The 26,099-nt window shown below is 49.9% G+C and carries 28 protein-coding genes; 19 read left to right on the forward strand and 9 right to left on the reverse strand.

Annotation, left to right across the window (positions count from 1 at the left end):
* Complete coding sequence (locus ACOCLE_RS26105; RefSeq protein ID WP_419534895.1) at positions 1–990, reverse strand: hypothetical protein; 990 nt, start codon at positions 988–990, stop codon at positions 1–3.
* A 160-nt stretch (positions 991–1,150) separates the two neighbouring features.
* On the opposite strand from ACOCLE_RS26105, the gene ACOCLE_RS26110 reads away from it, so the two are divergent.
* Positions 1,151–1,558 carry a group III truncated hemoglobin gene (locus tag ACOCLE_RS26110; RefSeq protein ID WP_419534896.1) on the forward strand — a complete coding sequence of 136 codons (408 nt, stop codon included), beginning with the start codon at positions 1,151–1,153 and terminating at the stop codon, positions 1,556–1,558.
* Between the two features lie 38 nt (positions 1,559–1,596).
* On the opposite strand, the gene yjgA is transcribed toward ACOCLE_RS26110, so the two are convergent.
* Positions 1,597–2,139 (reverse strand): ribosome biogenesis factor YjgA, encoded by a 543-nt coding sequence (yjgA, locus tag ACOCLE_RS26115; protein WP_419534897.1) that lies wholly within the window; start codon positions 2,137–2,139, stop codon positions 1,597–1,599.
* 228 nt (positions 2,140–2,367) lie between these two features.
* Here yjgA and pmbA point away from each other — a divergent pair, with 228 nt between their 5' ends.
* A complete protein-coding gene (gene pmbA, locus ACOCLE_RS26120; RefSeq protein ID WP_419534898.1) occupies positions 2,368–3,729 on the forward strand; it encodes a metalloprotease PmbA in 1,362 nt (453 codons plus the stop codon).
* 70 nt (positions 3,730–3,799) lie between these two features.
* Here pmbA and mgtE read toward each other — a convergent pair whose 3' ends face one another.
* The 3 genes from mgtE to rapZ all read right to left on the reverse strand — a co-directional run bounded on the left by mgtE (position 3,800) and on the right by rapZ (position 6,399).
* Positions 3,800–5,158 carry a magnesium transporter gene (gene mgtE, locus ACOCLE_RS26125; protein ID WP_419534899.1) on the reverse strand — a complete coding sequence of 453 codons (1,359 nt, stop codon included), beginning with the start codon at positions 5,156–5,158 and terminating at the stop codon, positions 3,800–3,802.
* 114 nt (positions 5,159–5,272) lie between these two features.
* Positions 5,273–5,542 carry an HPr family phosphocarrier protein gene (locus ACOCLE_RS26130; protein ID WP_066016746.1) on the reverse strand — a complete coding sequence of 90 codons (270 nt, stop codon included), beginning with the start codon at positions 5,540–5,542 and terminating at the stop codon, positions 5,273–5,275.
* Entirely contained in the window at positions 5,542–6,399 is an 858-nt protein-coding gene (gene rapZ / locus ACOCLE_RS26135) for an RNase adapter RapZ (protein ID WP_419534900.1), read from the reverse strand. Before rapZ ends, ACOCLE_RS26130 begins: the two co-directional genes overlap by 1 nt.
* A 554-nt stretch (positions 6,400–6,953) precedes the next feature.
* Here rapZ and ACOCLE_RS26140 point away from each other — a divergent pair.
* From ACOCLE_RS26140 to ACOCLE_RS26150, 3 genes are all read left to right on the forward strand, one after another.
* A complete protein-coding gene (locus ACOCLE_RS26140) occupies positions 6,954–7,391 on the forward strand; it encodes a hypothetical protein (protein ID WP_419534901.1) in 438 nt (145 codons plus the stop codon).
* 47 nt (positions 7,392–7,438) lie between these two features.
* Positions 7,439–8,944: an IS66 family transposase gene (tnpC, locus tag ACOCLE_RS26145; RefSeq protein ID WP_419532963.1), complete on the forward strand. Its 1,506-nt coding sequence runs from the start codon at positions 7,439–7,441 to the stop codon at positions 8,942–8,944.
* 261 nt (positions 8,945–9,205) lie between these two features.
* Positions 9,206–9,829 (forward strand): hypothetical protein, encoded by a 624-nt coding sequence (locus ACOCLE_RS26150; RefSeq protein ID WP_419534902.1) that lies wholly within the window; start codon positions 9,206–9,208, stop codon positions 9,827–9,829.
* Here the strand turns inward: ACOCLE_RS26150 and ACOCLE_RS26155 are convergent.
* The 4 genes from ACOCLE_RS26155 to ACOCLE_RS26170 form a co-directional block, all read right to left on the reverse strand.
* Positions 9,819–10,862: a transposase gene (locus tag ACOCLE_RS26155; protein WP_419533005.1), complete on the reverse strand. Its 1,044-nt coding sequence runs from the start codon at positions 10,860–10,862 to the stop codon at positions 9,819–9,821. The genes ACOCLE_RS26150 and ACOCLE_RS26155 overlap by 11 nt on opposite strands.
* Positions 10,863–11,065: 203 nt before the next feature.
* Positions 11,066–11,512 (reverse strand): PTS sugar transporter subunit IIA, encoded by a 447-nt coding sequence (locus tag ACOCLE_RS26160; protein WP_419534903.1) that lies wholly within the window; start codon positions 11,510–11,512, stop codon positions 11,066–11,068.
* A 27-nt stretch (positions 11,513–11,539) separates the two neighbouring features.
* Complete coding sequence (gene hpf, locus ACOCLE_RS26165; RefSeq protein ID WP_419534904.1) at positions 11,540–11,854, reverse strand: ribosome hibernation-promoting factor, HPF/YfiA family; 315 nt, start codon at positions 11,852–11,854, stop codon at positions 11,540–11,542.
* Between the two features lie 168 nt (positions 11,855–12,022).
* Positions 12,023–13,486, reverse strand: a complete 1,464-nt coding sequence (locus ACOCLE_RS26170) for an RNA polymerase factor sigma-54 (RefSeq protein ID WP_419534905.1) — start codon at positions 13,484–13,486, stop codon at positions 12,023–12,025.
* A 374-nt stretch (positions 13,487–13,860) separates the two neighbouring features.
* Here ACOCLE_RS26170 and dcuC point away from each other — a divergent pair, with 374 nt between their 5' ends.
* The 14 genes from dcuC to ACOCLE_RS26240 all read left to right on the forward strand — a co-directional run bounded on the left by dcuC (position 13,861) and on the right by ACOCLE_RS26240 (position 26,069).
* Positions 13,861–15,234: a C4-dicarboxylate transporter DcuC gene (gene dcuC, locus ACOCLE_RS26175; RefSeq protein ID WP_419534906.1), complete on the forward strand. Its 1,374-nt coding sequence runs from the start codon at positions 13,861–13,863 to the stop codon at positions 15,232–15,234.
* A 235-nt stretch (positions 15,235–15,469) separates the two neighbouring features.
* Positions 15,470–16,273, forward strand: a complete 804-nt coding sequence (locus ACOCLE_RS26180; protein WP_419534907.1) for a response regulator transcription factor — start codon at positions 15,470–15,472, stop codon at positions 16,271–16,273.
* Positions 16,274–16,330: 57 nt separating this feature from the next.
* The gene (locus ACOCLE_RS26185) at positions 16,331–17,137 is read left to right on the forward strand and encodes a response regulator transcription factor (protein ID WP_419534908.1); all 807 of its coding nucleotides are present in this window, start codon (positions 16,331–16,333) and stop codon (positions 17,135–17,137) included.
* A gap of 406 nt (positions 17,138–17,543) precedes the next feature.
* Complete coding sequence (locus ACOCLE_RS26190) at positions 17,544–17,717, forward strand: Flp family type IVb pilin (RefSeq protein ID WP_419534909.1); 174 nt, start codon at positions 17,544–17,546, stop codon at positions 17,715–17,717.
* A gap of 212 nt (positions 17,718–17,929) precedes the next feature.
* On the forward strand, positions 17,930–18,496 hold the full coding sequence (locus ACOCLE_RS26195; RefSeq protein WP_419534910.1) for an A24 family peptidase: 567 nt from the start codon (positions 17,930–17,932) through the stop codon (positions 18,494–18,496).
* Between the two features lie 93 nt (positions 18,497–18,589).
* Positions 18,590–19,336, forward strand: a complete 747-nt coding sequence (gene cpaB, locus ACOCLE_RS26200; RefSeq protein ID WP_419534911.1) for a Flp pilus assembly protein CpaB — start codon at positions 18,590–18,592, stop codon at positions 19,334–19,336.
* 56 nt (positions 19,337–19,392) lie between these two features.
* Positions 19,393–20,892: a type II and III secretion system protein family protein gene (locus ACOCLE_RS26205; protein ID WP_419534912.1), complete on the forward strand. Its 1,500-nt coding sequence runs from the start codon at positions 19,393–19,395 to the stop codon at positions 20,890–20,892.
* Positions 20,889–21,185, forward strand: coding sequence for a hypothetical protein (locus ACOCLE_RS26210; RefSeq protein WP_419534913.1), 297 nt, complete (start codon positions 20,889–20,891; stop codon positions 21,183–21,185). Before ACOCLE_RS26205 ends, ACOCLE_RS26210 begins: the two co-directional genes overlap by 4 nt.
* Positions 21,186–21,328: 143 nt before the next feature.
* A complete protein-coding gene (locus tag ACOCLE_RS26215; RefSeq protein ID WP_419534914.1) occupies positions 21,329–22,522 on the forward strand; it encodes a pilus assembly protein TadG-related protein in 1,194 nt (397 codons plus the stop codon).
* Between the two features lie 2 nt (positions 22,523–22,524).
* Positions 22,525–23,007 carry a TadE/TadG family type IV pilus assembly protein gene (locus ACOCLE_RS26220; RefSeq protein ID WP_419534915.1) on the forward strand — a complete coding sequence of 161 codons (483 nt, stop codon included), beginning with the start codon at positions 22,525–22,527 and terminating at the stop codon, positions 23,005–23,007.
* Entirely contained in the window at positions 23,004–23,486 is a 483-nt protein-coding gene (locus tag ACOCLE_RS26225) for a TadE family protein (protein ID WP_419534916.1), read from the forward strand. Before ACOCLE_RS26220 ends, ACOCLE_RS26225 begins: the two co-directional genes overlap by 4 nt.
* A complete protein-coding gene (locus ACOCLE_RS26230; RefSeq protein WP_419534917.1) occupies positions 23,483–24,076 on the forward strand; it encodes a hypothetical protein in 594 nt (197 codons plus the stop codon). Before ACOCLE_RS26225 ends, ACOCLE_RS26230 begins: the two co-directional genes overlap by 4 nt.
* Positions 24,028–24,720: an AAA family ATPase gene (locus tag ACOCLE_RS26235; protein ID WP_419534918.1), complete on the forward strand. Its 693-nt coding sequence runs from the start codon at positions 24,028–24,030 to the stop codon at positions 24,718–24,720. The genes ACOCLE_RS26230 and ACOCLE_RS26235 overlap by 49 nt, the downstream gene beginning before the upstream one ends.
* Positions 24,720–26,069, forward strand: a complete 1,350-nt coding sequence (locus ACOCLE_RS26240; RefSeq protein WP_419534919.1) for a CpaF family protein — start codon at positions 24,720–24,722, stop codon at positions 26,067–26,069. The genes ACOCLE_RS26235 and ACOCLE_RS26240 overlap by 1 nt, the downstream gene beginning before the upstream one ends.
* Positions 26,070–26,099: the final 30 nt, after the last annotated feature.

Below are 26,099 nucleotides of genomic sequence, written 5' to 3' on the forward strand. Positions count from 1 at the left end.
CTAGGTTCGGGTAATGGCGTAAGGAAGAATCTCACTGAGATTGATGCCGTAAAACTCCTGACCTTCTACGGCATAATGGGCGGTGACTCCACCAAGGATGATCTGAAGTACAAACAGGGCAATGGCGGTACCGAAAAACTTCCGTGTAGCCATCATTGAAGGTGTCACCGTGGACTGAGCCAGAGGGTCACTGGCAGGGGGGGCTGGTAAGCTTTCGTTTCTGACCGTAGCGGCATGATGCCACGCCATGGCGCCAATACCGGCTATCAGCAATACAATACTGAAAATGGACCAGCCAAGCAGGGCTCCAGCTGGAGTGTTATCAATCAGGGGTTCATGAGGCCAGTTGCTGGTATAGGTGATGTCACTGCCGGGTCGATTGGTGGATGTGGCCCAGGTTGTCCAGAATAGAAACGCTGTCAGTTGTCTTCTGTAACTGGCATTTTCTATGGGGTTTTCACGAATGGCATACTGTTCCCTGAGTGTCTGAAACTCGGGGTTGTTTCCAAAGAGCTGTTGGTAATAGTGAGACAGAGCTTCGGTGGTTTCAGTACGTTCAGCGGATAATGTGACCACCCCGTTTTCCGGGTTCAGTGTATTGGTTATGATGGACTCCCGGGTTCTTGCTTTTACAGAGGCTTGAAGATGCTCAGGCAGCGACTGATAAGTCTGGTTAAAATCCTTGAAGGCGAAAACATCCAGCAACTGTGATGCTTCACGGTGTAGCCAGTCTGCATTCCAGTCAGGGGCGACATAACTTCCATGCCCCCAGATAGAACCGGTTTCATGGCCTCCAATGGAACGCCAGACCAGCTGTCCCTGCAAAATATCTTCTTTGGTAAATAGGGTATTACCATTGCTGCTGACCACTTTATCCGGAATAGGGGGAGCATGACGGTAGATCGCCTGGCCCTGCCATAACAGAATTGCAAATGAGACAATAAAGACGATCCCCAGTACTTGCCAAGCTCTTCGATCAACCTGCGACATACCTGACCTCTGCGCTGTTACAGCTATTATTTCGATTTAATTGTAGTATTTAAAATGCATGTTATAGTTTGAGTATGAAAATAATGTCAGAGTGGCTGTTGTTTCAGGCTTGGCTACAAGGCGTACTGATGGTGCGATATAGAGAAATCAAGAGGTGCTTATGAAGGATATCACTACTTCAGACGATATCAGGCTGCTGGTGGAGACCTTCTATGGCAGAGTCCATAAGGATGAAGTGCTAGGGCCTATTTTTAACGATATTGCTCAGGTTGATTGGGAACACCATCTGCCAATCATGATTACATTCTGGGAATCATTACTGTTGAAGTCCCGCGGTTATCGGAGAAATGCGCTGCAGCCTCATCTTGAGGTGTTTCAGAAGGTCGATTTTCATCCTGAGCAGATGGCGCGATGGCTGAAACTGTTTGATCAGACACTGGATGACTGCTTTGAGGGTAGTAATGCTGAAAAGGCAAAAGGCTGGGCAAGAGGCATTGCTCACAATTTGCAAAAGCATATTGTGATGCAGGGAAATATTGTTGGGCTGCAAATTCAGGAGAGGGAGTAGGGGAGAACAGGCTAGTTTCAGCCTGCTCATGGTTCTGCCTAAAGTTCGTCCACTTCCCTCAGGTATTTGAACAGCTTTCTTGCCGCTGCAGGGGGCTTGTCCTGAGACGCTTCTTTCTGGGCATTGCGAACCAGTTGACGGATATGCTGGTGGTCAGCTTCCGGGTAATGTTCCAGATATTCAGTCAATGCCTTATGACTGTCATCATCATGGACAAGCTGGTCGCGCCACCGCTCCAACTGGTGAAATCGACGATTGTACTCGTCACTGGAGGAGTCCAGCTGGTTCAGAAGCTCCATGATGGGCTCAATGTCCTGATCTGCCATCAGCTTGCCAATAAAACCCAGATGGCGCTTTCTTGCATTGTTGCTTTTGATGCGCTTGCTTTCATCCAATGCTTCACGAAGGCGATCATTCAGAGGCAACTTATCAAGCAATGCCGGTTTAAGTTCCATCAGCCGGGCACCAATGCTCTTCAGTTCCTCCATGTCCCGCTTCAGTTCAGATTTGCTGACATAGATGATTTCTTCTGTTTCTTCATCGTCCCAGGCTTCCTGGATGCGACGGCTCTTTTTACTCATAGAGAATTGCCATTGATGGGAATCTGCAGATTACATAACGTTGTGTATGAGAAAGCAGTTCCATGGATGGAAAAATAGATACAATTCTTACTATTTTACTTCAGAATGCTTCTCAATTGGGATGTTTTTCCCCTTCAAATTAGAGTGCATTTAATTGAGTATCTAACTGATGCATTCTTAACTTCACAGCGGCACAATAGAGATAAACAAAACAGATCAGGTGGAATCATGGGCGAATCTTCCAATGCAGTACTGGATCCACGAAGTGAAGAGACCAGGCTGAAAACACTGGCCAGCGATATTCTGGCTGAAGCCACCAGACAGGGTGCGGATGCCTGTGAGGTTGGCATCAGTATGGATGCAGGCCTGTCGGCCAGCGTTCGTATGGGGGACGTTGAAACGGTTGAGTTTAACCGAGACCAGGGGTTGGGTATCACTGTTTATCTTGGCAAACGAAAAGGCTCTGCCAGTACCTCTGACAGCAGCCCAGAGGCGATCCGTGACACGGTAAAAGCTGCCTGTGATATTGCCCGTTACGCTTCCGAAGACCCTTATGCGGGGCTTGCCGATAAAGCGTTAATGGCCGACGGTGATTTGCTGCCTGATCTTGATCTGTGCCATCCATGGGGAATTGATGCCCAGCAGGCGATTGAGCTGGCCATGCAATGTGAAGATGCCGGCCGCTCTTTCAGTAATAAAATTGTGAATTCTGATGGTGCCAGTGTGTCCAGCCATCAGGGTTGTCGTGTCTATGGCAACAGCAATGGATTTATTGGGAGCTATGTTTCCAGTCGTCACAGTCTGAGCGCCGTGTTGATTGGTATGCAGGGTGACGAGATGCAGCGGGACTACTGGTACACAGTAAACCGAAATGCCAACGAATTGGAGAAGGCGATCGCGGTGGGCAAAAAAGCCGCAGAGCGCACGGTTCGCAGACTGGGAGCCCGAAAAGTCGGCACTGCTGAAGTACCCGTGCTGTTTGCACCGGAGGTGGCGTCAGGCCTTATCTCTCATTTTCTGGGGGCGATCAGTGGCGGTAGTCTGTATCGTCAGGCTTCCTTCCTGCTGGATCACCTCGGCAAACAGGTGTTCCCCGAATGGATGCGTATTCATGAGCAGCCATTACTGAAAAGCATGCTGGGCTCCGCCAGTTTTGATAATGATGGCCTGGCGACTTATGCCAAGGACTTCATTACTGACGGCGTTCTGCAACATTATATTTTGAGCACCTACTCAGCCCGGAAACTGGGAATGGACAGCACTGCCAATGCAGGTGGCGTGAATAACCTGTTTGTTGAAAGCAATGCAGGTGACCTAGATGCGCTGCTGAAACAGATGGGAACCGGGCTTCTGGTCACCGAGCTGATGGGGCAGGGCGTCAATACAGTAACCGGTGATTACTCCCGTGGCGCTGGCGGTTTCTGGGTAGAGAATGGTGAAATTCAGTTCCCAGTTTCAGAAGTAACCATTGCAGGTAACCTGAAGGATATTTACCGGAACATTGTTGCCGTGGGCAATGATGTGGATAGGCGTGGGAATATCCAAACCGGTTCAATTCTGATCAGCAGTATGAAACTGGCAGGTGAGTAATTAATACCAATGTCGCCTTCTAAATATGATATCGAGCAGTTCATGTTTAGAAGGTGGGATTGGTTCAAGTCTACCCATAGAAAACGGTTGCCAGTCCAAGGAATGAGAAAAATCCCACCACATCGGAAATAGTAGTGAGGATAATACTGCCAGCCAGGGCCGGATCAATATTCAACGATTTCAGTAGGACCGGCAGCATAGCACCGGTGATAACGGCAACACTTAAATTAATCACCATGGCGCAGGCGATCACCAGCGAGATAATCGGATCATCAAACCAGAACCAGGCGATGGTGGCGACCAGTGTTGCCCACAACAATCCATTTAAAAAACCGGCAACCAGCTCCCGGCTTAGCAGCCACTTCAGGTTTGTCTTACTGATTTGTCCCAGTGCCATCCCTCGTATCACCAGAGTCAGAGCTTGGCTGCCAGCATTTCCCCCCATCCCTGCAACAATTGGCATCAGTACCGCCAGAGCCACCACTTTATCAATGGTTTCCTGAAAAAGACCTATAACCGATGCGGCAATAAATGCGGTAATCAGGTTGAAACCCAGCCAGACAGCCCGGCGCCTTGCTGTTCTCAGTGCCGGAGCGAACGTATCTTCATCGTCATCCAGACCGGCCATACTCATCATGGAGTGTTCAGCCTCTTCCCGGATAACATCAACGACATCATCAATGGTGATCCGCCCAAGCAGTTTGCCGTTTTCGTTAACCACAGGTGCGGAAATCAGATCCTGTCGCTCAAACAGCTGGGCTACCTGAGTATCCTCCATGTCTGCAGGAATAGGGTCCAGGTCGGTTAACATCACCTCCCTGACAGTAGCACTTGGTTCAGTTGTCAGCAGCAAGGTAAGGGGCAGGCGGCCAATGTATTCATCACGGCGGTTAACGACCAGCAGGCTGTCAGTGGTATCGGGAATGCCCTCGTGGCGACGGAGGTAGCGAAGTACAACATCAACGGTGTTATTGGGGCGCACCGTGATGGTGTCGGTGTTCATCAACCCGCCGGCGGAGTCTTCCGGATAGGCCAGAACCACTTCAACTCGCTGCCGGTCCTGGCTGTTCATGGAGTCCAGAACCTGTCGGGTGATGGTGTCAGGCAGCTGCTGCAGAAGGTCTGCTATGTCATCAACATCCTGACCTTCGGTGATTGCCTTCAGTTCGGCAATGTTCATCTGATCAAGAAAGAACTGACGTACTTCTTCACTCAGTTCCTGAAGTACGTCACCTTCCTGGTCACGATCAACCAGTCGCCATAACAGACTGCGCAGTTTTGGCGGAGATGATTCCAGTAGATGTGCTGTGTCAGCAGGGGGCAATGTATTAAGCATGGTGCGCAAATCTGCAGAAACACCGTGCTCAAGAGCATCATTCAGTTTTTTCAGCTCGGCTTCACCGATGCTCAATTGCAGCTGCTGGGCCATTATAATCTGCCTGACTGGATTCTGGTTATCCGGTGCAAAAGCGGATGGCCAGAGAAAATGGAGAGTGGTCTCTTATTGTATGTACAGCGGCTACCACTTGATAAGGGGCGCCAGTTACTCTTCTTCACCAAAGCGGTCATCAATGAGCTCACACAGTGCAAGGCACGCCGCCTCTTCATCATGACCGTCGCAATGAAGCTCGAGCTCCGAACCTTGCCCTGCTGCCAGCATCATGACCGCCATAATACTCTTACCATCGACTTTACGGCCATTAAATCCAATTTCGATCTGACTGGCAAAAGCGGACGATGTTGAGACAAACTTGGATGCTGCTCGTGCATGCAGCCCCAATTTGTTAATAATTTTTTTTCGATATGTAATCATTATTCGTGAAGCTCTCTGTGTCTGACCTGAACCCGTTCCAGTTTACTGGCGAACAGTTCACCCAATGTTTTACAAATATAGACCGAGCGATGCTGGCCTCCAGTGCAACCAATGGCAATGGTCATATAACTGCGTTGGGCAGACTCAAAGCGGGGGAGCCATTTTTCGACAAAGACACTGATATCATCAACCATCTCAATGACAATGGACTCATCCTTAAGAAAGTCGATCACCGGTTCCTCAAGGCCCGTGTAATCTCTTAGGGATTCATCCCAAAACGGGTTGGGGAGGCAACGAACATCAAAGATAAAGTCTGCATCGGAAGGTATGCCATTCTTAAATCCAAAGGATTGAAAGAGAACGGTCATGCCACTCTTTTCATCACCACAATACTCCTGTTTGATCAGATCACGAATTTGGTGAACTGATAGCGGAGTGGTGTCAATTTTGAGGTCTGCTTCGATAAGAACGGGCTTTAGCAGTTTTTTCTCGATCTCAATGGCTTCTCTGAGAGAGATCTGGTCGTTGCTGAGAGGGTGTTTCCGTCGAGTGGAGCTATAACGGCTAACCAGCTTTTCGCTGCCGGTATCAAGATACAGCACCTGACAGTCGATACCTTTGGTTCTCAGAGTGGCAAGTAACTCTGAAAAATTATCAAGGGCTCCGGGTAAGTTCCTGACATCAATGCTAACCGCCATTTTGGGTGGCTCTGAATGATGGCCTTTCAGGGTATCTGGCAGTTGACTCAACATGCTGGCTGGAAGATTGTCGACACAATAGAAGCCTTCATCCTCCAATGTGTGGAGGACTGAGCTTTTTCCTGAGCCGGATCGACCACTGATGATGACGAGTTTCATGGTGGTTCCCTTCTATTTTACGTGTCTCTGTTATCTGTGCTGGTTGTAATAGGTTATCTGCATTTTATGATGTTAGCTTTATAAGCAAAAGATAGCATCCATCTTGGGAGGGTAGGTAAGGTTTATTTAGTGTGTTTTGAAGGTCCAGAGTATATTCCGAATTCTTAGCTTGTAGCTAAGAAAGTTCTCAGTCCTCCAGAAAATGGAGTCTATTCAGGTAGGGAAGATCACCATCACCAATAGTTATGTGAGAAAGAAAATGATAGATCGCTAGTGTAGAACTGTTGAGGTGCGTCTATTTGAAGTTTGAAGAAATGTTTAATTCTATTTAATAAGTGAGATTTATTTGTTAGTAATTCTAACAGCGTTGTTTTGAACTTTTCCTGTTGATGGCGTTATTGTACTCCTGCTCGGTTTATTCAGGGGGGATTAAACGGTTGTTTAAGTCTGATTATTCTGGGTGATAAAAAAATAATGATAACTTTATAAGTTCAAAACTATTGAAGAGTATTCAGTATATTGAACGACTTAACATGTCAACAAGGAGTAGTGATATGTCTACAGGAAATGATGTCTCAAACTCAACTTTTTACACACCCCTTCAATCAACTCAATCTATGCCTGAATTATCTGATGCACAGGATCAGGAGGTCATGAGCAGTGAGTCTGGAAAAGGGTGGAGATGGACGATTAGAAAATTCTTTTCTGATCGTGTAAAACCATTTTTTACGGAGACTATTCCATCTGCATTCAAAAACTTTAAGAGCCTGTTTTCGAGAAAAATTGAGGTTTCTGAATCGGTTCAGACTTTAATGACTGACCACACTGCAAAAATGAAAGATCTTTCTAAGGCTGAGGCCAAAGAAAAGAAAGCTGTTGCAGCTTATGAGCGTCAAAAGCAAAAAGTTGAGATGCTAGAAGCTAAACTTGAGAAAGAGAAAAGAATAAAAGTAACTATTCAGCACCCTTCATATAAATCTGGAATTTTCTGATTTTTCGACCATCATCTTATACTCAATTTTTCTAACAAATCTCCAGTATGGAACCAGACTTCCCAGCTACTCCGTTTACCGAAGCTCTCCTTAAAGAGAATGAAGAGCTTCGGACCGAGAATGCGCTTTTACGGGAACGTTGCAGCGAACTGGAAGAAAGGGTTAATAAAAACAGTCAAAACAGTAGTAAGCCACCATCGTCAGATGGTTATCAAAAGCCCAGTAAAAAAGGGAGTGATAAAGGTGATACATCTTCCAAAGAAGCCCCCTGCTCCTCACAGGAAACACCGAACCCCAAAAGCCTTAGACCATCTTCAGGCAATAAACCAGGTGGCCAGAAAGGTCATCAAGGCTCTTGTTTGAGACGTGTCGCCTTACCCGATTATGTCAGGCATCTGAAGGTTGAAAAATGTTGCTGTTGCCAGTCTTCGCTTATCGATATTAAACCCACCAAATACATTGAGCGACAGGTTTTTGATCCAGGTAGACCCGGAGAATTTGAAGTTACCGCGTACTGGGCAGACGTTAAAGTATGTCCTTGTGGTAAACGGAACACCGCTGAGTTTCCCCAAGGAGTGAAAGCCGCTGCTCAATACGGAGAAGTGACTCAGGCAATGGCTGTTCATTTAAACCAGTATCACTTCATCCCATATCACCGGGTGTCTGAGTATTTCAATACTATTTATTGCATGAGTGTCAGCGCAGGCTCTGTTGCCAATTTTGTTGCCTATACCCATGAGAACCTGGCCTCTACTGAGCAGAGTATCCGCGATGCTTTACAAGAAAGTCCGGTTGCAGGAGCGGATGAAACTGGCATGCGGGTTGACGGTTCACTGTGGTGGTTACACATTATGCGAGATGACCAATGGACGCTTTACTACCTCTCAGAAAGGCGAGGTTGTGAAGCAATGGATGCAATGGGCATCCTGCTGACTTTTGCAGGCATTCTGGTTCACGATCATTGGAAGTCCTACTTTGCCTATGCGGCAGTGCATGTGCTTTGTAATGCCCATCATCTGAGAGAGCTTCAGGGAGTTGTCGATAGGGATGCGAATAAGCTGGCTCTGCGGCTGATGAAATTGCTTACGCTCTCCTGGCACTTCTGCAAGAAATACAAAGCAGCCGGTCTGACTCAAATGCCTGGTGCAATACAGCTTCGCATTGAGACGATATACGACCAAATCCTTCAAAGGGCTCTCACGAAGGAAACCGCTTATATGGAAAAACAACGACAGGTGCTTGGACGTAAGAAGGTCAGGAATACCAAGGCCTACAACCTGTTCAAAAGGCTTATTGAGTTTAAGGTTGAAACGTTGCGCTTCATGTCGGACTTTTCAATTCCCTTCGATAACAATGGCAGTGAACGTGATGCCAGGATGGCCAAACTTAAGCAGAAGATCTCAGGCTGCTTCAGAAGTGAAGACGGAGGTACCATGTTTACCCGAATCCGAAGCTATTTATCATCTGCTAAAAAGCAGGGGTTGAACATATTTCAGGCGCTTCTTAAAGCGGTTCGAAATTACAACAATACGCCTTTGCTGGGTGCTGAATAGTTACGAATAAAAGCTGATCGTGAGTCAAGTAAAAATTCTACTGGAGCAAGTAAACAAACACTGAAGGTTGCTGCAGAAACTACTGAAAGTGAACTAGTAGAAGCGATCCAGACTGAAATTCGAACTTATCAACTTGAGGAGGCTGAATGCAAACGAGTTGCTGAGCATAAACAAGAAGAGATAGAGCTTCTATCAACAAGGATTAGTCAAATTGCTGAATCACTCGAAGACGCGAAAGCTAAGGAAAGTGCAGCCATTCAGATGCTGCATAAAGCAGAGGCTGATTTTAGTGAGCACAAGGCAAAGTTGGAAAAGTATCAAGGCATGATTGTGGAGATCAACAATCCAGACTTTGGTACAAACATGGCAGGCAAGCCTACGTCTGAAGCTCTCAAGCTTTTTAATGAGGAGCTTCGAGTACAGGCTAAAACCGATACTAAGACTAAAGTTACAAAGATGCTTCAAGACGAGGTTAGTAAGGGAGATGGTCTGGAAGCAGAGATAGTTAGAGCAGAAGCAGAAGTAACCAGTAAATCAGGCACTCGAACTCGTTTTGCCAATGAACTGGCAGAGGCTTTAACTCAAAAGGGGCAATTAGAAGCGGAAGTCACTGAAAAAATGAAATTCGCTGATATTGCTGAAAAGCAAGTTGCAAAGCATGAGGCTGTCCTAAAGCGCTATCAACCTTCCACGTTCTATGTTGGTGATGAAGTCCCGCATTCATTGGATGATGATGATGTAATTAGCCAGACGAGTATGAACAGTTACTCTTATACTTTACCAACTATGCGAAGGCATTCTGAAAAGTTAAGCCTGAGTGAAGATATACTGACTCAATTCCCTCACCTGCGTCCAATTGAGACCAGAATAGAACTTACGCATTGACAGCTCTGATAAAAGATGGTCTCAGCCAGTCTTTACCATCAGAGAAGCTCTTAATGAAGTCCCAAATAGCATCCTTGAGCGCATCATTCTTAACGCGATAGATGCTACTGAGAGATTCAGATACTTTCTTGGCCTGAAGGCAGGCATACCCAAAGATAGAGGCAAAAATATGGTTCCTGACCTGCTGCTTTCCTCTCACCTGAAAGCGCTCAATACTGCAGAGTTGTTTCAGCGCCCGGTGATACTCTTCGATCGCCCAATGGTGCAGGTGAAGTTCATTAAAGCCTACCTGTGGTGATACCTCTGATCCAGCATGGGGTGTGTAGACGACGTAATGGCGCAGCTCGTTTTTTAGCCGCGTCCGGTACAAACGCACAGAACCAAAATTACGTAGCCAAACGGTTATTCCCTCTTCAGGAATCTCCAGGCTCTGCACTTGTTGGTAGTCACCCTTTTGGATAGAAACAGTACGGTTGCTTTTAACGGCAAACATAAAACCCAGACCGTTGTTTTTCACAGTCTTCAGGTTTGCGGCACTGCTATACCAGGAATCCCCCGTAACAAATGCAGGTCGTAAGCCCCATACAAGTACTTCTTTCAGCATCTCGAGAAAATAATCATTTTTGGACTTTCCGTCCGCAGAGTCATAGATGCGGAAATTGACAGGAAGGCTATAGCCTTTGATATCGGTGTAATAGAGCGTTATGAGATTAATGCCCTTGACGGCTTTATGATGCTTGCCCGAGTAATGATAGCCGATGAATGCCGTGTAGTTACTGTACGGCTTATCCAGCACCGTATCATCAACCGATAGCGTGCCCCCATCAAGAATCAGCCTTGCGGCTACTTCCATGAAAAGGTCATTGGGAGCAAAGTCTTCACGTTGTAGAAAACGGTTAACGCTGTGGTGTGACATATCTCCGATCTCACTAAGGCGAGTACAGGTTGCTGATTTCGGCTCACACAATAGAAACCCTGTATATTTCGGCAAATCACACCCAGCTGTTGTAGGTCTTGTTATCTTTCTACGCACGACGACATCCGCTATTTTTTGCTGATCTAGCAATTTTTACAGCTGCCTGTCAATGCGAAAGTCCTACAGAAGTTAATAGGAGAGCATCATAAAAAAAAGCCGCTTCCAGTAAGCGGCTTTTTTATGGAGTCTGTAGCTCGATTAATCCTGACTGAAAATGCTGGCTTCTAGGGGGATGTATTCATAGTTAAGAAGAACAGGGGTCAGGAGCACAAATTTTTGTATAATGTCTGTGCATCAGCTGCTTGACGAATGGTGTGAAGAAGAGCTTCGGAATGAAACTTTTCTGCCAGTGCTTTCAAAATCTCCAGATGTTCCTGATTTTCCCCCTCTGGTACGATCAATGCGAAAACCAGATCAACTGGCTTACGATCCACTGAGTCAAAGTCAACGGGTTCCGCAAGTCGTATAAATAGGCCAACCGGCTCCGGACAGGCTTTACAGCGGCAGTGCGGGATAGCCACACCTGATCCCAGTCCCGTGGTGCCAAGACGCTCCCGTGAAACCAGGGCTTCAAACAGTTCTTTGGCATTGATTTCGGGGACTTCACTGCTGATGCGGTCAGCGATATATTCCAGAATTTTCTTTTTGCTGGCCCCGTGCACACCGTCAAGGGTGCGCTCGGGGGTTAGGATGCGATGAATCATCATGCTAAATAAGAATGGCAACCTGAAAAATCAAAGGGCATGGCCACTGGCGCCCTGTTGCCTGTTTAAGGCTTTCTCTTTCTGTTTAACCAGCTGCCGATCCAATTTGTCCGAGAGCAGGTCAATGGCTGCGTACATGTCTTCGTGCTCGGCGGTCGCATTAATCTCGGCTCCGCGGGTATGCAGAATGGCTTCTGCTTTCTGCGCCAGCTTTTCTACACTCAGGGTCACCTGTACATTGGTGATATGGTCAAAATGCGAAGCAAGACGTTCCAGTTTCTTGATCACATAGTCGTGCAGAGCTTCTGTTACCTCGACATGATGTCCACTGATGTTGACTTGCATGTAACGCTCTCCTGATCCCATTATCCAGATAATCACCAGTCCGCGGGATTTTTCAAACTGGTTAACTTCGATTCTAACACTGTCAATGCAGCTTGGAATGCCCTGAGACAAAAAAAACTGCTTTTTGTCCTGTACATCACCTTATCTTTTACAAGACCTTTATGATTCTCAGGGGACTAACTGCTTTCGCTCATTGGATGGAGGGATATTCATGGACTCACGGTATTTGGCAATGGTTCGCCTGGCTACCTTGATTCCCTGTTCTCCCAGTATGGCCGCAATTTTATTATCACTGAGCGGTTTGCGTGGTGTTTCCTCAGCAATGAGCTTGCGGATATGGGCTCGAATCGCTGTGGACGAACATTCACCACCTTCCGTTGTGCTGACATGGCTGGAGAAAAAGTACTTGAGTTCGTAGACGCCCCGAGGGGTATGCATGTACTTCTGGGTGGTGACCCGGGAAATGGTGGATTCATGCATACCGACTGCCTCGGCGATATCCGCCAGCACCAGGGGCTTCATGGCTTCATCACCCTTTTCAAGAAACTCCTGCTGATAGGCGATAATCTGACTGGCGACTTTCATCAGCGTTTCATTGCGGCTTTGCAGGTTTTTCAAAAACCAGCGGGCTTCCTGCAGGTGGTTCTTCATGAACACATTGTCGCGGCTGTTATTGGCTCTTTGAACCATGGAAGCGTAATTATTATTAATGCGCAGTTTGGGGAGTGCATCCGAATTCAGTTCGACAGTCCATCGTTCCTTGATTTTACGGACGGATATATCCGGAACCACGTACTCTGCTTCTGTCTGATCAATCGTGCTGCCAGGTTTTGGGTTGAAGCTTTGAATCAGGCTGAGGGCTTCACGCAGCTGGTCTTCCTTCAGTTTGGCCCTGCGCATGATTCGTGCATAGTCACGGGTGCCAAGCGACTCAAGGTGAAGTGTGATCAGTTTTTCGGCATTTTTGAAATGAGGTGTTGATGGGGGAAGCTGACGGAGCTGGACCAGCAGGCATTCTTTAAGGTCTGAACTGCCACAACCCACAGGATCGAATTGTTGAACCCGATGTTGCAGCACGTTTACCTCTTCGATCTCCAGCTCTTCCAGCTGGGATTGAAGTGACACAAACAGGTCATCCAGTGAGCAGGTTAAATAGCCATCCGGATTAATGGCTTCAATGATGGCAAGGCCAATCAGCCGGTCCCGGTCACTCATGGGTACCATATCCAGTTGCCACTCCAGATGATCCTGAAGAGACTCTACAGAAGATGATTTCGCCAGGGGGTCATAATCATCGTCGCCACTGCTGGCGGGCAGGCTGGAGTATACGTCGTCCCATGCTGAGTCGACGGGCAGCTCGTTTGGAATGCTTTCTGACCATTCCGCCATCTCCTGCGGCTCAGGTTCTGAGGCTGCTTCACTCAGATCAACGAGTTCTTCCTTTCCTTCACTGCTGGTGGATGTGTCCTCTGTCTGGCTATCTTCGGACTCCAGCATGGGGTTGGATTCCAGAGCTTCCTGAATCTCCTGCTGAAGATCCAGTGTCGATAGCTGTAGCAGTCGGATGGCCTGTTGCAGTTGAGGCGTCATGGTCAACTGCTGGCCCATCTTGAGCTGTAAGGAAGGCTTCATAGGCAACCGTATACCTTTACTTCGTTGTCCGTGGAGGCTGCAGGTGAAACTTATGAGTTTCTACAGAAGGATCAACCGCAGGCGGCTCAGTGTTGGCACGGATGTTGTTACGACTACTCTCCATGTGCGGCTGATTATAAACCCATAGTCGTTTCTGAAACCATAGCTTTAGCAAAAAATGTGCAGAGTTTGAAAATAATGAGTTTACCTGTGTTTTTTTGTTGGCTATCAGTGCTTTCCGCTTTGAGAGTTCGGTCATAACGACTGTCGGAATTGTTTAAAAAAAGTACTAGATCATTGTTTGACACTGGTCAATTACAAACATTAGTACAAGAAATAATCTGCACGAAATTTAAGCATTTTCAGGGTTTCGTGTGGATATACTCATCGTCATACCAGTGGTTGCACTGGTTATATACGCCATCGTGAAGAACTACAGCGCGTCGGCCTCGCTGGCCATTGCCGGCATTGTCTTGCTGAGTGCCGCAGCGTTGATGGGGGTAAAAGATATCCTGCCTGCGGCCAAGGCCACTGGCTTTATGCCTTTTGACCTGTTTGAACTGATGAACTCGGTGTTCAGCTACCGTATGGCCAGCCTGGGTCTGACCATTATGGCCTGTGGTGGTTTTGCCAGCTACATGTCACACATCGGTGCTTCAGAAGCCCTGGTTCGACTGGCCGTTAAGCCGATCAGCCGTTTCCGTTCTCCCTATATGGTTCTTGCGCTGTGCTATCTGCTGAGTGTAGTACTTCAGATGTTTGTAACCTCTGCAACTGGACTTGGTCTGCTGCTGATGGTGACACTGTATCCAGTGCTGAGAAATATCGGTTTGAGCCCGGCCTCGGCGGTTGCCGTTATTGCTTCTCCTGCGGCGTTTGAAATCGGTGTGACTCAGGTTAATGCCAACTTTGCTGCCAGCCAGTCCGGACTGGAGATTACCGAATACTTCCTGGGCTATCAGGCCTGGATTACTGTGCCTATGGCCCTGGTGGCTGCAGCCCTTCATTTCGTATGGCAGCGTCGCTGTGACCTGAAAGAGGGCTATATTGCTGCAGAGCATGTCGGTGAAGGCATCGAACGTTCTGACGATGAGAAGAAAGAACCAGCCCCTGCATTCTATGCACTGCTGCCCATGATTCCTTTCTTCCTGCTGTTGATCTTTTCTAAAATGATGGTGTCGTCCATCAAAATGAATCTCGTCATGGCCATGTTGATCAGCGTATTTGCCGGCATGCTCTGTGAAGTGATCCGTTCACGGAAAATGAAAGAGTCTCTTGAGGGCTTTGATCACTTCCTGAATGGTATGGGGGCGGTATTTGGTCCGGTGGTTGGTCTGATTATCGGTGCTGAAATTTTTGCCACGGGTCTGAAGCATATCGGTGCCATCGACTCCCTGTTGGGTTCTGCCCAGGGACTGGGTATCGGGGCTTCCGCCATGACGCTGTTTATGGCCACGCTGATTGCCATTGCTGCCATTATGATGGGGTCTGGAAATGCGGCATTCCTGTCATTTGCGACTCTGGCTCCAGACGTAGCCAAGAGCTTCGGCGTTCCTGCCGTGGCCATGCTTCTGCCGATGAACTTTGCGGCTTCCATGGGACGTTCCATGTCTCCCATCGCAGCGGTAGTCATTGCCTGTGCCGGTATTGCTAAAATCTCACCGTTTGAAGTGGTGAAAAGAACATCGGTACCGATGATTGGGGCGTTTATTGTCGGTATGGCTCTGCACCTGATTCTGTTCGTCTGATTGTTATCCTCCCCCGCATTGCGGGGGATTCTGCTTTACTAAATACCTCCCGTTGCCCGTAAAAATGTATCCATTGGTGCTTTTTCGAACCACTGGAAGCGTATCGTAGACGATGTAATCCTCCCAGTTATAAATAATATTGAGTCATCGTCGTTTGTCTGGTATATCGTCCCCGTAATTCACCTTTGTTGTGATCTACCTCACATTATTTTAAGAATAACGTTCTGGGGGCGCTATGGACGCACAGATGGTTCACAGTTCATTCCCCTGGCTGGTCAATTCAGTAACCGGCTTTGATACGTCAGAAATTAACCCTCTTGAGTCCATACCTATAGCGATATTAACCCGGCAGATGCGGCTGACTTTCGAGCAGATGGGATTTAATGGATTCCTGTATTACGGGGTTTTGGATGAAATGCCAGAGTCAGCCCAGGAGACCCTATACCAGCCTCAGTGGAAACATGAGCATCGTTTTATTGGTACCATGGGGGTGAATACTCTGATCCAGTATCATCGGGAAACCGGTGGTGACCGCCGTATTCGGGAGCGCATTTTTTCTGCTCAACAGCTGTTTCAGCGGGAACCTCTAGACCACCGCATCCCGCAGCAACGGAAGGTACAGGATTTTTTTACCGCACTGGATGTTCATTCTCAATTGTTTGTGCCGGTTCATGGCCTAACGGGCAGAGGTTGGCACTGTCAGTTTATGCTGAACAGCGGGCTCTCCGATCTGGAGTTGGCCAGCTGGCTGAAGGATCACCAGGTATCACTGCTTAACGCCTGCTTCTATTTTCATTCCTTATTAATGCGTGACTACAGCTACCTGTTCAATCCCTGGCTGATAAACGAGATGATCAGTGACCGGGCGCTGGATGTGCTGACACTGACGGCAAATGGACTGGGCAGTAAGGAGATTGCCGGCAAGATTAACCTCAGTGAAAAAGGGGTGAACTACCACCTGAACCATTTGCGGGAGCTGCTGGGGGCGGAGAATCGGGTGCATCTGGTGGCTGTTGCCAAAGATATGAGGATCATTTGAGCGTGATCCGGCGGTTTGTGTCATCCATACTTTACGTGAATCAATAAAAAGCCGTTTATGGACAGCGCTATTCATTCTTCTCACCGCCATCGTGCACCCACTGAATGGTCTGACCTTTCAGAGCACAGTCCTCTTGATGCAGAAACACTGGCGGTTTTGACCCGGCGGATTCTGCTGAGTATGCAACAGCTGGGGTTCAGTGATTTTCACTACTATGGGTTATTTGACGCGGTACCGGGTACTGAATGCCAGGCTACCGATCATTTCAATCTGGAACTGTTTCGTCGAACCCCCCAATGCCTCAGTTCAGAGGGCATTGATGTTGTGCAGCGGTTCTTCAGGGAGACAGACGGCGATGCACGTATGTGGCACAGCATCTGTTATGAACGGCAGCCGTTTCAGCGCAGTTTGGCGGACAGCGGTAGTCCTCAGGAACGGCGTGTGCTGGATTTTATGATGGCCCGGCAGATACGCTCTCAACTATTTGTGCCTGTGTACGGTTATACCGGCAACGGCTGGCACTGTCAGTTCTTATTGAACAGCCCTCTGTCGCCGCAGGCACTGGCTCTATGGCTTCAGGATCATAAGCAGGCACTGCTGATGACCTGTTTTTATTTTCATACCCTGCTGATGCGTGACTTTCACTATCTGTTTAATCCCTGGCTGCATCATCAGGTGATCAGTGACCGGGCGCTGGATGTGCTGAAGCTCACAGCAAACGGACTGGGCAGTAAGGAGATTGCCGGCAAGATTAACCTCAGTGAAAAAGGGGTGAACTACCACCTGAACCATTTGCGGGAGCTGCTGGGGGCGGAGAACCGGGTGCATCTGGTGGCCATGGCCAAGGAATTGCGCATTATCTGATGCTTTTTATCTGAGGTATTCAGCCTGGCTTCCTGCTTTTAATTGAACTTTCCTGCTTTTAATTGAACTGAGAGGCTGTTGCAAAAGTCCTACAAGCATTGGAACCGCGAAGTACACAAAGATCACAAAGTAATCTTTCAAAGCCTTCGTGCTTTTCGTGTCCTTTGTGGTTACCAAAAAACGCTAGACTTGCCTTTAGCCGCAGCTTCTTGATACGGCCCTGCTTAGTTTTTATTCCCGCCGGAAGACTTCCAGCACCATCGCAACGATGCAGACCATAAAACTGACCCAGGTCAATATTACCCCCACCCTGTCTGGCATTTTTGCCAGTTAATTTTCCAAGGCGGCTCTTCTACTATGGCCTCACAGAGCGCAGTTCGCGTTATGTAACAACGGAGAAAGACTCATGAATGTTAAGCAATGGGTTAACGACTTCCTGAAGGAAGAAGATGGTTTGACCACGGTTGAGTATGCAGTGGCTGGTGGGGTGGTGGCGGCAGCTGTCGTAACCGCTTTCACTGATTTAGGCGGGCAAGTGAAAACTGTTCTTGAGACTATTAAAGCAAGTATTGCACCCTAGTCAGGATCCTAACCAGACCTCGTTCCCACGCTCTGCATGGGAATGCATAGGCTGAAGTGTTGCAGCATAACGAGATGGGTTCTCTTCCCAGACAGGCCCCCTATGCCTGCAAACCTGGGAATCCGAACTTACCTGACAGTTCTGCTGTTAACACTTCAGCTGATGTGAAACCAACCGAATCGATAACAACAAAACAACAAGAGCCCTCCGCCATGAATACCCCCAACAGCGACCAGCTCCCCATCCTGTTGCTTCTGGCGGCGCTTATTCCCGCCCTCTGGTATGACCTGCGTTACCGCAGACTGCCCAACTGGCTGACCTTCAGTCTGTTTATCATCGGCCTGATGATCAATAGCTGGCTGAGTGGTTTCAGCGGACTGCTGGATGCCCTGGGTGGCGGGTTCCTTTGTCTGGCCATGCTGCTGCCTTTTTACCTGATGAAAAAAGGCATGGGCGCTGGCGATGTAAAAATGGTGGCCGCCATCGGTGCGGTACTGGGTGTCAGGGATGGCGCGCTGTGCACGGCCGCGATCCTGATCGCCGGTGCCGTGCTGGGGCTGCTGTATCTCATCTACAAAGGGGGGCTGGTGGTTTCCCTGCGCCGTTACTGGCTCTGTCTGATGGCTCGCACCTGGTTGCTGCCGGCAGAAAACGAAGCCGCCAGCCTGCACTTCCCTTACGGTCTGGCCATCGCCTCCGGCCTGCTGATAACGCTCTATGGCGCCGGCGACCTGGCATTTATTCCGGCACTGTTTTCATTGAATGTGCCCATGGGCTGACCACCCGGAATAGCGAATTACTGAATAACTGCCAACGCCTGACGATCCCGGCATTGGTTTTAAAAACGGTGTTTTAAAAGTCACCAGTCGTTCATGGCTGGCAGGAGCATAACCATGCTGCAACGAACCCCGATGATGATTGCCCTGTCGGCCGTCATGGGCCTTGGCGGCGCCTGGCTGCTGGGGCAGTGGCTGGGCAGCGCCCAACCCGTTGAACGGGAGGCCGAAGAGACCGAAGTGATGGCCATTGTCGTGACTGAAGATATTGAGGCCTGGGAAGCGATCACCGCAACCCTGCTGAAGCAGGTGCCCGTGCCGGCCAGCCTGCTGCCCCAAAAAGCCGCCATCGAAGTGGCTCCCCTGGCGGGACAGTATGCCCAGGTGGATCTGTTTGCCGGTGAGATTCTGCTCACCGATCGGGTCAGTGCCCAGGTGCCTTCCGCACTGCTGGCCAACCGCCTGCAAACCGGTATGCGCGCCATGACCGTGCGAATCAACGATGTCAGCGGGGTTGCGGGTTTTGTGCAGCCCGGCAGTCGGGTGGATGTAATCGCCAATGAGCGCAACAGCAGTCGCCTGTTGCTGGCCAACCGGGAAGTACTGGCCATCGATCAGGCCACCACCATTGAAGACGATAAGCCGGTGGTGGCCAGTACCGCCACCCTCTCCGTGACCCCCTCAGAGGCCACGCAGCTGGCGGGTGCCATTAATGGTGCGGCACTGTTTCTGGCTCTGCGCAACCCGGACGAGGTGGACCCGAAACCCGAACCCAAACCGGTACCTGCCGGGCTGATTCTTCAGCGGGGTGTCGAAGGTCAGTGGATTCGGGTGAATCAGTAATATCGGTTAACTGTTTATTAACGTCTGTTTAAGACCGTGGCTATCCGGGGGGCGCAATGAAAAGCAGCCTGAAATGTGTGGCCGGGCGTTCTGCCTGGCAGTGGTTACTCAGTGTCTGTCTGTTACTGACCGGCACGACGGTGTCTGCCCTTGAGCAGACCGGTGAAAGCAGTGTCTCCAGGGGCGGGAGTCGGGATTTGACCCTGATGGTCAATGGTTCTGGCATTGTCTCCCTGGCGTCAGCGCCGGGCAGAATCACCGTGGCCAATCCAGAGGTGGTGGATGTTTCAGTACTGGGTAGTGGTCGTATATTTCTGCTGGGCAAACGGACCGGTTCTACCGCGGTGATGGCACTGGACAAGCAGGAACGGCTGCTGGCCCGTCTGCATATTGAAGTGACACCGGACTTGAACCTGTTGAAAAAGAGGCTCTACGAAGTGATGCCCAAAGAATCCATTGCCGTTCGTATGAGTGGCCAGAAACTGATCCTCTCCGGCGAGGTGGATAACCTGGCCCGGCTGCATACCGCCCTGAAGATTGCCGAAGGGGTTGTGGCCGACCCGGAACAGGTGGTCAATATGCTCACCGTGGGCGGTGCCCAGCAGGTGATGCTGGAAGTGAAGGTGGCGGAAATGCAGCGCAGCCTGATGAAACGGCTGGATATGAACTTCAATGGCATTACCAACGGTGGCAAGTGGAGTTTTGGCGGTGTTGGGCCTGGCGGCGGCACCCATGTGCCCGGAACCCTGCCGGCTGTCCCCCCGGTGGGAGGGTGGCCCGGTGGCGACTTCACCCCCAACCCTGCCAACTTTTCATCCAGTGGCCTGTTCGCCAACTTTATCAGTGGTGACAGCCTGTTCAATCTCTACATCGATGCGAGCAAAGACACCGGAACAGCGCGGATTCTTGCCGAACCAACGTTGACCACGCTTAGCGGTGAGGATGCCAGCTTTATCTCCGGTGGAGAGTTCCCGGTGCCCGTGCCACAGGAAGGTAACTCGGTGACCGTAGAGTTCAAGGAGTACGGCATCGGCCTGAACTTCCTGCCCGTGGTTATGGACTCCGGTCGTATCAACCTGCGGCTGAACCTCAATGTCAGCGAGATGAACAGTGCCCAGAGTGTGGTTATCGGTGGCGGTGAGGAGGGGCAAAGCACCTTTGTGATTCCTTACCTGAGCAAACGCAGCGCCCGTTCCACCGTGGAATTGATGGATGGTCAGACCATCGGGGTGGCCGGGCTGATCAGTGAGAACATGCGTGACGCTGTACAGAAGTTTCCCGGTCTGGGTGATGTGCCGGTGCTGGGGCATCTGTTCCGCAGCCAGGAGTACCAGAGTGGTCAGACCGAGCTGGTGATTCTGGTAACACCACGACTGGCTGCACCGTTGAGTGCAGAAAAACGACAGTTGCCTACAGATACCTTTGTTCCGCCATCGGATGTGGATTTCTACCTCAGCGGCAACACCGGCCGCCGTCTGCCCCTGGCAGAAGAGCAGGCCACCACCACTGGTATCTATGGCCATGACCTGCGCCCTGAACAGCAGGAGGGAATATGATGACTCGCTATATCACTACCGTGGTGAGCCTGCTGATGCTTTCCGGCTGTGCCAGCTTTTACCAGCAGCCTCATCACGAACCGGAGAGGGTGCAATACAGCCAGGACAGTGTGCGGGATCTTTTTGTCGCCCAGCGCTACAACCCCGGAGCCTCTGAAGAGAACAGCGGTAAGGCTGTCACCGGGATGGATGGCGAGCGCGGTCGCCTGATCCTGGAAACCTGGCGTGAGCGGGAGCCGGATGAAGATGCCCTGAATGAGGACATCGAGTTTGAGATTGAGTCTGGCGAGTAACCTGTGGGTTGACACCTTGTTCTTTCGCAGAACCGGGAACAGGGTGTCCGGGTCACCTGAATGAAAAAGAAAATGCTGAGAGGCCGGCAATGAATAACCAACAGCGCATGACCGGCGCCATACTGCCACTGGTGGCCATAGCCATGGTCGTCCTGTTTGGCTTTCTGGCTCTGGCCCTGGATGTGGGGCTGATGATGTGGCGGAAGTCGCAGTTTCAGACGGCGGTGGATGCTGCGGCGTTAAGTGCGGCTTATTGTGCCTTTATGGATCCGGACCAGGGGCAGGAGGAAGACTCGGAACAGGAGCAGAATAAACGTATCAGCGCCTGTGGTAATGACACCCTCCGTTACAACCTGAAAGCCATGGGGCTGGATGAAAGTGCAGAGCGCTCCTATGACCTGAAAAATATTGAGCGTGATTATCTGGATGTCACTGTCACATCAGCAGATATGAATACCTTTTTTGCAGGTGTACTGGGTGAGCATCTGGATATGTTCTCTGTAACCGTTTCAGCTTGTGCAGGTGTGACCGGCTCTCCCAACAAGATGTTGCCGCTGGTTGTCGATACCTGGGATCTGTTCACCTCCCAGTTCTGGGGCTGGTGGTTTGGCTGGTTCGGTCAGTATCCCACGGATTACATTCCTACATCGGTACGGGCGAAAGTGCTCTTGAACCCTGCTGGAGAAAACCTTCCCGAAAAACGCCAGTTATTTGAATGGCTGGCTCGTGATGTGAACAAGTCAGGTGGCTCAGAGGACAGTTGGGAAGTTGAATTTTATCAAATGTATGACGTTTACGACCCTTACTTCTATTTATTATGGGATCAAAGAAATAGCTATAGGGAACCTATTAGAAAAGGGTTGAATACCCGTTTTGAATGCCAAAACTTCGATGTCAAGACAGGGGAATGTAATAGCAAAAGCAACACATACCGCTACCCATTTGATACTTACCCCATGGATAGTTATTCGAAACCTCTCTATTCATGGTGGGCATATGTCGATTATTTCGAAAAGACTGCGAGTTGTAATGTAAATCATGATGAGGGGTGTTGGGGATCTGAACAAAAACCACCTGCAGATAAACATCCCCAGCCATACCGTCGTGTGTTTATGGCTGGTATTGGCAGTAAGTATCTTTTTAAACCTAAGGCCAGAGTTTATACAACAGGCTGCTTTGCCATTTTCGATGACGAGAATGATTGGTATGGAATAAATAATCGCATTGACGAAATCCGCCTCCAGTATATTCCTAAAGGTTCGCAATATGCCGATGACTATTGCAACTATGGTGAAACAAGTGGCCCGATCAAACTGGTCTTGATGGAGCAAAAATAGCCATGGGATGTCATACAGCTTTTAGTGCACCCAGACAACGGGGCATTGCCATCATCGAAATGACCATTATCCTGCCATTCCTGTTATTGATGCTGGCGTTAACTGTAGATTTTGGTCGTATATTTTATGAAACCTCTTTGCTGCAGGGGCGGGTGAATGCTGCGGTTCGCTATCTGACAATCAATGCGCCAGCCGGTAATTGCAATTTTAACACCAGTGACGGTGACGTCGTTGAGCACTGTGAGACCGCCAGAAACCTTGTGTTAAATGCTCTTGACGATGAAGCGGCTCACCCGCGTTTTCAAGTGGAAACATCCTCGATGGTTAGCGAGGGTGAAGATCACTGGAAAGTCTCTGCCAGGTACCAGGCCGATTTTATATTGAAGGAGCTGCTTCCAGAAACGTTGCAAGAGAAATTAACGATAAACGTTCATGCCATTCAGCGTTCAATGATTATGAAAGAAGGTACGGGGAGAAACTCATGATCTCTGATTCAGCGTTCTTAAAGCATGGGCAAAAGGGAACAACCATTGTTGAGTTCAGCATCGTCGCTTCCGTTTTCTTCATGGTTCTGTTTGGTCTGATGGAATTTGGCCGGGTGGTGTATACCTTTAACCTGTTGCAGGAGGCAACCCGCAGCGCTGCACGGGTTGCTGTTGTCAGTGATTTGCCATCCAGTATAAATGGCCAGTGCACTGATACTATTTTCAGTGCCGTAGATACGTCTCTTTTGTCGGATTTGAAAAAAACGGATATGACCTGCGTTTACAGGGATAAATATGGAATATCAACCACCGAATATAATGAAGTTCGCTATGTTACGGTCAGCATTAAAGGTTTAAAAATTCAACTATCCATACCCGGTTTTACAGAGGGCATTGAAGCACCTGCATTTACCACAACACAGGTTGCTGAGAGCCTTGGCATCAAACCCTGGGAACCCAATGCCGGGGGCTCTTCATGAACAGCAGCATAAACAGCAATATTGGGCTGAAAATAGTACTGACAGGCACAGATGAAGTTTTTTTGGAGCGGGTAGGCAAGTTTCTCGATGCCATCAATGAAGTGGTGCATCGTGATGTTCTGATCGATGATCCGAAACAGCTGTCTGCCATTGGCAATAACGACGATGACCTGATGGTGCATGTTCTGTCATCGCTGCCGATGGAAGAGCTGGATGCGCTACTGCAGATTCCGGAACGGCCACTGGTATTGATTACCACCGGTACCCAGCCATTAACCGGGCAGCAGTTGGCGCAGATCCGGAAACGGGGCAACAGCTTTGTGGTTGATCCACCGTTTAATGAGCACGAATTGCTCAACATTCTCGACCAGCTACACGACGATATTCTTTTAAAAAGCGCGCCGGTCAAGGCGAGCGCAGAGCGTCACCCGGACAGCAGGCTGGTGGTATTTACCGGGGCTGGCAGCGGTGCCGGGGCCTCCCTGATTACTGCCTGTATCGCCCGGCTGCTCTCCCGGGAAAAAACGCTGAAACCCGGCCGGTGCTGCTGCTGGACGGTGACTGGCGTTATGGCTCCCAGGCCACCCTGAATGACTGTCGGCCGGAACACGATCTGCGCAACCTGCTGGCCCGGCTGGATATGGATCAAACCGCATTGAGCAGCTATCGCACGGAAGTGGGGCCTTATCTGGCTTTATTGGGAATGTCACCAGAACACCTGGGGACTTCCAGCTCCGGTAAGTCCACCGACCGAATACTGGTGCAGTTACTGAGACATATCCGGCAAAAGCCAGGTATTACCCTGGCGGATATTCCGTCACGTAATGACGACTACCTGACATCGATGATTGCCGATGCCGATCACCTGGTGCTGGTATTGAAGCCGGAAATAGATGGTATTCGACGTGCGAGACTGCTGCTGGACGAGGCTATGACCGTGCTGGGGCTAGAGCAGGTTACGGTGGTTGTGAATGGTTCCAGCCGCTACACCACGATTAGCCAGGCTGTTATCAAGCAGTCGCTGGGTCTGGAACCGGTAATGATACCGGAAGACCAGAGGGCCGTGATTCCTGCCCTTGAGGAAGGTCGGTTACCGATGGACAGTGATCCACGGTCGCCTTTCAGCCGTTCTTTGAAACCACTGATGGCCAGGCTGCAGCCTGCGCCTGCCGTTGAGCCCGGTTCGCTGTTCAGGCTCAGAGAGTGGTCTCATGTTTTCCGGAGTGTGCACTGATGGCACTAACCATTAATTCACGGCTGATGCCCGGTTTTCAGCCCCATGACAGTCAGCAGGAAATCCGCAATTACTGGGAGCGGGAGATTCACCGGCAGGTGGTCTCGCGGATGAATTTGCAGGTGCTGAGCACACTGCCGACGGAGCAGGCCCGGGCCGAGGTGATGCGGGAAGGGCGTTATCAGCTTGATCAGTTGAAAGCCCCCCTCTCGGATACTGAACGGGAAGAGCTATTGACCGCCATCAGTGATGATATGTTGGGTCTTGGCCCACTGGAAGCACTGCTGGCGGACTCGATGGTGTCGGATATCCTGGTCAATGGCCCTGTTCATATCTATGTAGAACGGCGCGGTCATCTGGAGCCGGTGGCAATCCGCTTTCGTGATGAAGCTCACCTGCAGCAGACCATCGATCGTCTGGTGAGCAGGGCCGGGCGTCGCCTGGATGAATCCAGTCCCATGGTGGATACCCGTCTTGCGGATGGTTCCCGGGTGAATGCGGTGATCTCGCCCCTGGCACTGGACGGCCCGATATTGAGTATCCGTCGTTTTCCTGAAGAGCATCTGACGTTATCCGCACTGGCGCGGTTGGGGGCGTTTCCGAAGTGCCTGCAAAAGCTGCTGCAGAATATGGTGCGGAGCCGCCTGAATATCCTGATCTCTGGCGGTACCGGCAGTGGTAAGACCACCATGCTCAATGCACTTTCGGCGGCCATTGAGCACAGTGAACGGATTATTACTGTGGAAGACGCCGCCGAGCTGCAGTTGCAACAGCCCCATGTGGTTCGGCTGGAAAGTCGTCCACCCAATATTGAAGGGGAGGGGGAAGTGACCCTGCGGGATCTGGTACGCAACAGCCTGCGGATGCGACCGGACCGTATTGTGGTGGGTGAGGTGCGGGGGGCTGAGTTTATCGACATGCTGACCGCCATGAATACCGGTCATGACGGTTCCATGACCACACTGCACGCGAACTCACCCAGAGATGCTGTTCGACGCCTGAAGAGTATGGCGGCCATGAGTGGTATGGGTTTGGATGGTGATGTGGTTGTCGAGCTGATCGCTTCAGCGGTGGATGCCATTATCCAGCTGGAGCGCATGGAAGACGGTGTTCGTCGTGTTGTCAGTATTCAGGAGCTGGTGGGCATTGAGCATGGCGATATTGCCCTGCGGGAAATTAGCCGGTTTGAGCGTTCACGATCGGGGAAGGATCTTGTTGTTGAGGCAGGGCGAAAAGGTGTTGCCGGTGATTTTGTCAGTACCGGCTACCGGCCCCTCTTTATGAATAAACTGGAAGCCAGGGGGCTGGACTGTGACGATGGGGTATTTTCTGAAGGGTGCTTATCATGAGAGCTGTCATGAAAGGTCATGAAAAAAGGA

Source organism: Endozoicomonas sp. (assembly GCF_965196975.1).
Lineage (GTDB): Bacteria > Pseudomonadota > Gammaproteobacteria > Pseudomonadales > Endozoicomonadaceae > Endozoicomonas.

Coding starts and splice junctions, on each gene's coding strand:
- ACOCLE_RS26105 (WP_419534895.1), bottom strand. CDS start 990: ATGTCGCAGGTTGATCGAAGAGCTTGGCAAGTACTGGGGATCGTCTTT.
- ACOCLE_RS26110 (WP_419534896.1), top strand. CDS start 1,151: ATGAAGGATATCACTACTTCAGACGATATCAGGCTGCTGGTGGAGACC.
- yjgA (WP_419534897.1), bottom strand. CDS start 2,139: ATGAGTAAAAAGAGCCGTCGCATCCAGGAAGCCTGGGACGATGAAGAA.
- pmbA (WP_419534898.1), top strand. CDS start 2,368: ATGGGCGAATCTTCCAATGCAGTACTGGATCCACGAAGTGAAGAGACC.
- mgtE (WP_419534899.1), bottom strand. CDS start 5,158: ATGGCCCAGCAGCTGCAATTGAGCATCGGTGAAGCCGAGCTGAAAAAA.
- ACOCLE_RS26130 (WP_066016746.1), bottom strand. CDS start 5,542: ATGATTACATATCGAAAAAAAATTATTAACAAATTGGGGCTGCATGCA.
- rapZ (WP_419534900.1), bottom strand. CDS start 6,399: ATGAAACTCGTCATCATCAGTGGTCGATCCGGCTCAGGAAAAAGCTCA.
- ACOCLE_RS26140 (WP_419534901.1), top strand. CDS start 6,954: ATGTCTACAGGAAATGATGTCTCAAACTCAACTTTTTACACACCCCTT.
- tnpC (WP_419532963.1), top strand. CDS start 7,439: ATGGAACCAGACTTCCCAGCTACTCCGTTTACCGAAGCTCTCCTTAAA.
- ACOCLE_RS26150 (WP_419534902.1), top strand. CDS start 9,206: ATGCTGCATAAAGCAGAGGCTGATTTTAGTGAGCACAAGGCAAAGTTG.
- ACOCLE_RS26160 (WP_419534903.1), bottom strand. CDS start 11,512: ATGATGATTCATCGCATCCTAACCCCCGAGCGCACCCTTGACGGTGTG.
- hpf (WP_419534904.1), bottom strand. CDS start 11,854: ATGCAAGTCAACATCAGTGGACATCATGTCGAGGTAACAGAAGCTCTG.
- ACOCLE_RS26170 (WP_419534905.1), bottom strand. CDS start 13,486: ATGAAGCCTTCCTTACAGCTCAAGATGGGCCAGCAGTTGACCATGACG.
- ACOCLE_RS26180 (WP_419534907.1), top strand. CDS start 15,470: ATGGACGCACAGATGGTTCACAGTTCATTCCCCTGGCTGGTCAATTCA.
- ACOCLE_RS26185 (WP_419534908.1), top strand. CDS start 16,331: ATGGACAGCGCTATTCATTCTTCTCACCGCCATCGTGCACCCACTGAA.
- ACOCLE_RS26190 (WP_419534909.1), top strand. CDS start 17,544: ATGAATGTTAAGCAATGGGTTAACGACTTCCTGAAGGAAGAAGATGGT.
- ACOCLE_RS26195 (WP_419534910.1), top strand. CDS start 17,930: ATGAATACCCCCAACAGCGACCAGCTCCCCATCCTGTTGCTTCTGGCG.
- cpaB (WP_419534911.1), top strand. CDS start 18,590: ATGGCTGGCAGGAGCATAACCATGCTGCAACGAACCCCGATGATGATT.
- ACOCLE_RS26205 (WP_419534912.1), top strand. CDS start 19,393: ATGAAAAGCAGCCTGAAATGTGTGGCCGGGCGTTCTGCCTGGCAGTGG.
- ACOCLE_RS26210 (WP_419534913.1), top strand. CDS start 20,889: ATGATGACTCGCTATATCACTACCGTGGTGAGCCTGCTGATGCTTTCC.
- ACOCLE_RS26215 (WP_419534914.1), top strand. CDS start 21,329: ATGGTCGTCCTGTTTGGCTTTCTGGCTCTGGCCCTGGATGTGGGGCTG.
- ACOCLE_RS26220 (WP_419534915.1), top strand. CDS start 22,525: ATGGGATGTCATACAGCTTTTAGTGCACCCAGACAACGGGGCATTGCC.
- ACOCLE_RS26225 (WP_419534916.1), top strand. CDS start 23,004: ATGATCTCTGATTCAGCGTTCTTAAAGCATGGGCAAAAGGGAACAACC.
- ACOCLE_RS26230 (WP_419534917.1), top strand. CDS start 23,483: ATGAACAGCAGCATAAACAGCAATATTGGGCTGAAAATAGTACTGACA.
- ACOCLE_RS26240 (WP_419534919.1), top strand. CDS start 24,720: ATGGCACTAACCATTAATTCACGGCTGATGCCCGGTTTTCAGCCCCAT.